This window comes from Actinomycetospora chlora (assembly GCF_039542135.1).
In the GTDB taxonomy this organism is placed as follows: Bacteria; Actinomycetota; Actinomycetes; order Mycobacteriales; family Pseudonocardiaceae; genus Actinomycetospora; species Actinomycetospora chlora.
This window is the reverse complement of the sequence record NZ_BAABHO010000037.1, coordinates 55,049-61,737: the sequence shown is the minus strand read 5'-3', so window position 1 is coordinate 61,737 and position 6,689 is coordinate 55,049. Positions and strand designations below refer to the sequence as shown.

The window sequence follows — 6,689 nt, the reverse complement described above, 5'->3', positions numbered from 1 at the left end:
CATCGGGCTGAGCCCCACCGTCGGGACGGCCAGCACCAGCATGATCCAGAACAGGCGCCGGAACCGGGCCACGTGGTCGCCGTGCCCGGCATGGCCGCCGGACCCGCCGTGGCCGTGCGGGGAGGGGCCGGGGTCCTCCGGACCCGCGTCGACCTCGTCCCGGGCGTCGCCCGGGGTCCGTGGTGCGGTCATGGTGGTCGCTCCTCGGTGCAGACCGTCGCCGACACCACGACTAGATACCCCCCGGGGGTATCAGTGTCAACGGCGGCGGCCGATCCGGCGGCCGGCCCGGACGCGTGTCCGCCTCGGCCCGTCGACCTCGGCTCCCGGCCTCGTTCACCCCGCACGGTCTCGGGAGACCCCGAGGAGCCGGGACCGCCGACCGGCTGGCTCAGCGCGGGGGTCGGTGGGACCCGGGGCCGTTCCGCGAGAGGCTCTCACCGAGCCCGGCCGGGCGGGGCCGCCGACGGCGAGCGGGAGCGGCGCGGCAGCGCGCGAAGGCCGGCTGCGCGCTAGCGATCATGAGTCCGGGCTCCGGCCGTCGGCGCCTCCGTCCGACGCCCGAGGAGGAACGGCTCCGGGCGCGTCGGTGAGGGCGCGGCGCGCGGCCCGTGCGGTGCGGGAAGCTCCGCCGACCAGGGCCCGGCGCCACGGCGGCACGCCCTCGATCTCGATCTCCAGCGAGAAGCTCAGGAACGTCCGGATCACGACGATCAGGCCGAGGACCGCGACGTTCTCGACCGTCGGCTCGACCGCGATCGTCCGGATGAGGTCGGCGGCCACGAGGACCTCGACCCCGAGCAGGAGCGTGCCGCCGAACGACTCCCGCAGGGCCACGAAGGCACGGTGACCCGCCCGGCTGCGCACCCAGGTCACCCCGGCCAGGACGAGCGACCACACCAGCCCGACGACGAGCAGACCGACCGCGACCACCTCGAAGACCTGGGCGACACGGTCCATCAGGTCGACGAACGTCGCTCCGGTCGTCCGGTGCACGCCACGCGCCTCCTTCGCCGACGACGAGGACCGGTCGAGACGTTGGCGAGTGGCCGTCGCCCGTGCATCGCCCGTCCCGGGTGACGGGCCTCCCGTCCGCCCGGCCCGCCGCCTGGTCTGGACGGGCCCGGCCGGGTGTACTGCCGTCGGGCGTTCGGACGCCGCGGCGGAGGGGCCGCGACGCGGCGCCGTGCCACCCGAGGAGCGCCCGTGACGGTACGGCTGGTGCTGGACCTGTCCTTCTGGCAGTGGGTCCTCGCGGTGCTGTTCATCTTCGGCGTGGGCCTGGTCTCCGGGCGGATCCTCGGGATCTCCCGCGGCGTCGGCCGCGCCACCGTCGCCGGGGTGCTGGGCACGCTCATCGGGCTCGTCACGGCCGCCGCGGTCCTGGGCGACGCCGCGGGCGAGGCGACGTCGGCCGTCCTCGTCGTGGTCTTCGCCTTCGGCGTCCTCGCGACGATGGTCGTGAGCATCGTCCTCGAGGTCCTGCTCCGGCGGCGTCCGCCCGGGCGGCGCCCGGCGCTGCGGACCCGCGTGGCCACGGCCGCGACGATCGTCGGCCGCCTGGTGGAGGTGCTCGGCATCGCCCGCCGGCACGGCCTCGCCGGGCGGCGGCTGGCGTCGCGGGCCGCGCTCGCGACACCCGACGGCGCGCAGCGGGTGAAGTCCTTCCTCGAGGACTGCGGGGGGATGTTCGTCAAGTTCGGCCAGATCGCCTCGACCCGGGCCGACCTGCTGCCGCCGGCGCTCATCGCCGCGCTGAAGGAGCTGCAGTCCGACGCGGCGCCGGTCCCGGTCGCGCAGGTGCGGGCGACGCTCGAGCGCGAGCGCCGGGCCGGCGTGGAGGAGATCTTCGCGACCTTCTCCGACGAGCCCCTGGCCGCCGCGTCGATCGGGCAGACGCACCTCGCGCAGACCCGTGACGGCCGCGACGTCGTGGTCAAGGTGCGGCGACCGGACGTGGAGCTCGGCGTGGCCCGCGACGCGGCCGTGCTGCGCTGGGCGAGCCGTATCGCCGTCCAGCGCTTCGAGGGCGCCCGGTCCCTCGGGCTCGAGCGCGTCTCCGACGAGCTCGTCCGCTCGATCGGCAGGGAGCTCGACTACACCGAGGAGGCCGCGTACGGGGCGGCCCTGCGCCGGGCGGTGCTGGCGGCCCACGTCGAGGGCGTCGCCGTGCCCCAGGTGCTGACCGGGATGACGAGCGAGGTCGTCCTCGTGATGGACCGTGTCCACGGCCGGCCGGTCTCCGACGCCGCGGCCGTGGACGCGTGCGCGGTGGCACGGCCGGTGCTCGCCGAGCGCCTCTTCCGCGCCTTCATCGTCTCGATGATCGAGAGCGGGACGTTCCACGCCGATCCCCACCCGGGCAACATCCTGGTCGACGGCGACGGGACCGTCTGGTTCATCGACTTCGGCGCCGTCGGGATCATCGACCCGGTCACGCTGCGGGCCCTGCAGCTCGTCGGCCTCGGGATGGCGACCGCCGACACCGGGCTCATCGCCCGCGGGCTGCGCGAGATGTCCGGCGCCGCGGGCCCGGGCGTCGACCTCATGACGCTCGAGAGCGAGATCAGCCGCCTGCTCTCCGAGCAGCTCTCGGGTGCGGGCTTCGACCCCCGGGCGCTGCAGGAGCTGCTCACCGTGATGGAACGCCAGGGCATGCCCGTGCCCCCGGCGTTCACCCTCATCGCCCGCGCCGTGGTCACCCTGGAGGGCACGCTGCGCGGCATCGACCCCGGGTTCAACCTGGCGACGTCGGCCACCGAGCAGTTCACGGCCCGGCTGCAGGACGGGGGTGGCGACGCGGGCGCGCTGGCCCAGCGGGAGCTGCTGCGCGCGCTGCCGTCCCTGCGCACGCTGCCCGGCCTCGCCGAGGACATCGCCCTGCAGCTGCGGTCGGGGCTCGTCCGCGTGGACGTCGAGACGTTCAGCGCGGCGCGCCGCGCGGCCGTCACCGCCTGGGTCGACCAGGTGCTGTTCGCGGCCATCGGCGGCGTCGGGCTGCTCGTGTCGGCGCTCCTGCTCGTCGGGGCGGGCGTGGCCGGCCCCGGGCCGGGCACCACCGCGCTGACCGCCATCGGCTGGATCGGTCTGGTCCTCGCGACGGTGATGCTCCTGCGCGTCGTCGCCCAGATCGTGCGCCGCCAGGCCACCACCGGAGCCGGCGACCCCCCGGGTGCGTGAGCACGCTACGCAAATCGCTGTATCCGCTCACCGGGTTGATCGTCATGCTGACGGCAGGAGCCCGGGCCGGGGACACCTGCCGGGCCGGCGACACCCTCCCGGAGAGACGACATGGTCGAGCTGACGGCGGACGAGCCCCCCGCGACCGGTTCCCGCGCCCCGGCGCCGACCGCGCCGCACCGCGACGGACCGGCGGCGCCGCCGGCCGGTCGGTCGGCGACGGCGCGGTTCGCCGACCGGGTGCCGGATCTGCTCGCTGGCTACCTCGCGTTCGTCGCGGTCTTCTGTGCCGTGACGGCGATCGTGCCGCCCCTGCGCGCCCCGCTGGCGTGGCTGCGGACCGCGATCGAGGTCGTGTCGGTGGAGGCGCCGCCGAGCCTGGCCACCGCGACCTTCCTGGCCATCCTCGCGTCCGCCCTGCGCCGGCGGATGCGCGCGGCGTGGTGGTTCGCCGTGGCCTACGTCGTGCTGGGCCGCGTGCTGGGCGGTGTCGAGCTCACCGTCGACACCGAGGCGGAGGACCCGGTCACCCTCGTCGTCGGGGGCACGGCGACGTGGCTGCGGCTGGCGTTCGGCGTCCTCGCCCTCGCGATCCTGCTCGTCGCCCGCAGCCGCTTCACCGCCCGGACGCAGCGGCACAGCGGGTGGCGCGCGCTCGGGACCTACCTCGCCCTCGCCGTGGCCGGCACCCTGCTCGGCTGGGGCCTGCTGGCGCTGTTCCCGGGCACGCTGCAGAGCTCCCTGGACCGGCTCGGGTGGGCCCTCACCTACGTGCTCGGCGGTCTCGGCGACCCCGGCACCGTGGGCGTCGACGGCGCCGGACCGCGCGCGATCACGTTCCTGTGCGGGCTGTTCGGTGCGCTCGCCGTGCTGGCCGCCGCCTACGTGCTGTTCCGGCCCCGGCTCGACCGCCGGCGCCTCGACCCCACCGACGAGCAGCGGCTGCGGGTCCTGCTCGACCAGTACGGCGACGACGACTCCCTGGGCTACTTCGCCACCCGGCGCGACAAGGCCGCGGTGTTCTCGAGGTCCGCCAAGTCCGCGGTGACCTTCCGCGTGGTGTCCGGCGTCAGCCTGGCCAGCGGGGACCCGATCGGCGACCCGGAGGCGTGGCCGGGCGCGATCGAGGTCTGGCTCGACGAGGCACGCCGGTACGGCTGGCTGCCCGCGGTGATGGGCGCGAGCGAGCGCGGCGCCCGCGCCTACGCGGGCGCCGGGCTCAGCGTCGTCGAGCTGGGCGACGAGGCGGTGCTCGACGTCCGGGCCTTCTCGGTGGAGGGCCGGTCGATGCGGGTGGTGCGCCAGGCCGTGGGCCGGGTGGAGCGCGCGGGCCACACCGTCCGCATCCGTCGGCACGCGGACCTGTCGCCGGAGGAGATGAAGGAGGTCGTCGAGCGCGCGGACGCCTGGCGCGACACCGACGCCGAACGCGGCTTCTCGATGGCGCTCTCGCGCCTGGGCGACCCGGCCGACGGGCAGTGCGTGCTGGTCGAGTGCTTCGACGCGAGCGGTGCGCTGCGCGCGCTGCTGTCGTTCGTGCCGTGGGGTCGCCACGGCCTGTCGCTGGACCTCATGCGCCGGGACCGCACCGCCGAGAACGGCCTGACCGAGTTCATGGTGGCCTCGCTCGCCGAGCAGGCGCGCACCCTCGGGGTCGACCGCCTGTCGCTGAACTTCGCGATGTTCCGGGCCGCGTTCGAGCAGGGCGAGCGGATCGGGGCCGGCCCGGTGGTGCGGCTGTGGCGGCGCCTGCTGGTGCTGGGCTCGCGCTGGTGGCAGCTCGAGTCGCTCTACCGCGCCAACGCGAAGTACCAGCCGACCTGGACGCCGCGCTACCTGTGCTACCGCGCCGCGCGTGACCTCCCGCGGCTCGGTCTGGCGGCCGCGGCCGCCGAGGGGTTCGTCACCACCCCGAGCCTGCGGACCCTGCAGCGTCGCGGCCTCGCCGGCGAGGGCGGTCCCGCCGTCGTCCTCCCCCCGCCGTCCCCCGTCGAGGCCGAGGACCCCGTCGCGGCGCAGCTCGCGGCGCGCCACGCCGGGCTCCCCGAGCAGGTCCGCGTGCGGTACGCGAAGTACGAGCGGATGCTCGCCGCCGGCGTGGACCCCTACCCCGTCGGCCACCCGCGCACGGCGGGCCTCGCGGAGATCGGCGAGCGGTTCCGGCACCTCGACGCGGACGCGGCCACGGGCGAGCGCGTGGCGGTGACCGGCCGGGTCGTGCGCGTCCGCGACTTCGGCGGGCTGTGCTTCGCCGTCCTGCAGGAGGGCGACACGCAGCTGCAGGTGATGCTCGCGGCCGACCGGCTCGGCCGCGACGGGGTGCGCGACTGGGCACGGCAGGTCGACCTCGGCGACCACGTGGGCGTCACCGGCGAGGTCGGGACCTCGCGTCGCGGGGAGCTGTCCGTGCTGGCGACGGCGTGGACGATCACCGCGAAGTGCCTGCGTCCGTTGCCCGACAAGCGGCGCGGCCTGGCCGACCCCGAGGCCCGGGTCCGGCAGCGCTACCTCGACCTGGTGGTCAACGGCGGCGCCCGCCGCATGCTGCGGCAACGGTCGGACGCCGTGCACGCCGTCCGCGAGCACCTCTCCGCCCGCGGCTACCTCGAGGTCGAGACCCCGATGCTGCAGCCGGTGCACGGCGGCGCCAACGCCCGGCCGTTCACCACCCACATCAACGCCTACGACATGCGCCTCTACCTGCGCATCGCCCCCGAGCTCTACCTCAAGCGGCTCATGGTCGGGGGCGCGGAGAAGGTGTTCGAGCTCAACCGCAACTTCCGCAACGAGGGCGCGGACGCCACCCACAACCCCGAGTTCACCATGCTCGAGGCGTACGAGGCCTACGGCGACTACGACACCATGCAGACGATGGTGCAGGACATGATCCAGCAGGCGGCCCGGGCCGCGCTGGGCGGCACCGTCGTCGTCCACGAGGGCCGCGAGTACGACCTCGGCGGCACCTGGCGGGCCACGACCGTCAACGCGGCCATCTCGGACGCCCTCGGCGAGGAGGTCACCGCCGACACCTCCATCGAGGAGCTGCGCCGCCACTGCGACCGCATCGCGATCCCCTACGACCCGGACTGGGGCCGCGGGGCCGTCGTCCTGGAGCTCTACGAGCACCTCGTGGAGGACCGCACGCTCGAGCCGACCTTCTACCGCGACTTCCCGACCGACGTGTCGCCGCTGACCCGCCAGCACCGGGACGACCCGCGGCTGGCGGAGCGCTGGGACCTCGTCTGCTTCGGCGCGGAGATCGGGACCGCCTACTCGGAGCTGGTCGACCCGGTCGAGCAGCGCAAGCGTCTCACCGAGCAGTCGCTCCTGGCGGCCGGCGGTGACGCCGAGGCGATGGAGCTCGACGAGGACTTCCTGCTCGCGCTCGAGTACGCGATGCCGCCCTCGGGCGGGCTCGGGATGGGCGTCGACCGGATGGTCATGATGCTGACCGGCAGCACCATCCGCGAGAGCGTGCTCTTCCCGATCGTCCGGCCCGGGCGCTGACG

4 protein-coding genes are annotated in these 6,689 nt (G+C 75.2%); 2 read left to right on the top strand and 2 right to left on the bottom strand.

Features of this window, described 5'->3' with window-relative positions; translation table 11 throughout:
- Both ABD994_RS21230 and ABD994_RS21225 read right to left on the bottom strand, forming a co-directional pair.
- A partial coding sequence (locus ABD994_RS21230) for a hypothetical protein (protein WP_345419723.1) occupies positions 1–192 on the bottom strand: 192 nt, incomplete at its 3' end.
- 327 nt (positions 193–519) lie between these two features.
- Positions 520–996: a DUF1622 domain-containing protein gene (locus tag ABD994_RS21225; protein WP_345419720.1), complete on the bottom strand. Its 477-nt coding sequence runs from the start codon at positions 994–996 to the stop codon at positions 520–522.
- Between the two features lie 210 nt (positions 997–1,206).
- Here ABD994_RS21225 and ABD994_RS21220 point away from each other — a divergent pair, with 210 nt between their 5' ends.
- Together ABD994_RS21220 and lysX are read left to right on the top strand one after the other, a co-directional pair.
- Positions 1,207–3,180 carry an ABC1 kinase family protein gene (locus ABD994_RS21220; protein ID WP_345419717.1) on the top strand — a complete coding sequence of 658 codons (1,974 nt, stop codon included), beginning with the start codon at positions 1,207–1,209 and terminating at the stop codon, positions 3,178–3,180.
- 111 nt (positions 3,181–3,291) lie between these two features.
- Complete coding sequence (gene lysX, locus ABD994_RS21215) at positions 3,292–6,687, top strand: bifunctional lysylphosphatidylglycerol synthetase/lysine--tRNA ligase LysX (protein WP_345419714.1); 3,396 nt, start codon at positions 3,292–3,294, stop codon at positions 6,685–6,687.
- Positions 6,688–6,689: the final 2 nt, after the last annotated feature.

Coding starts and splice junctions, on each gene's coding strand:
- lysX (WP_345419714.1), top strand. CDS start 3,292: ATGGTCGAGCTGACGGCGGACGAGCCCCCCGCGACCGGTTCCCGCGCC.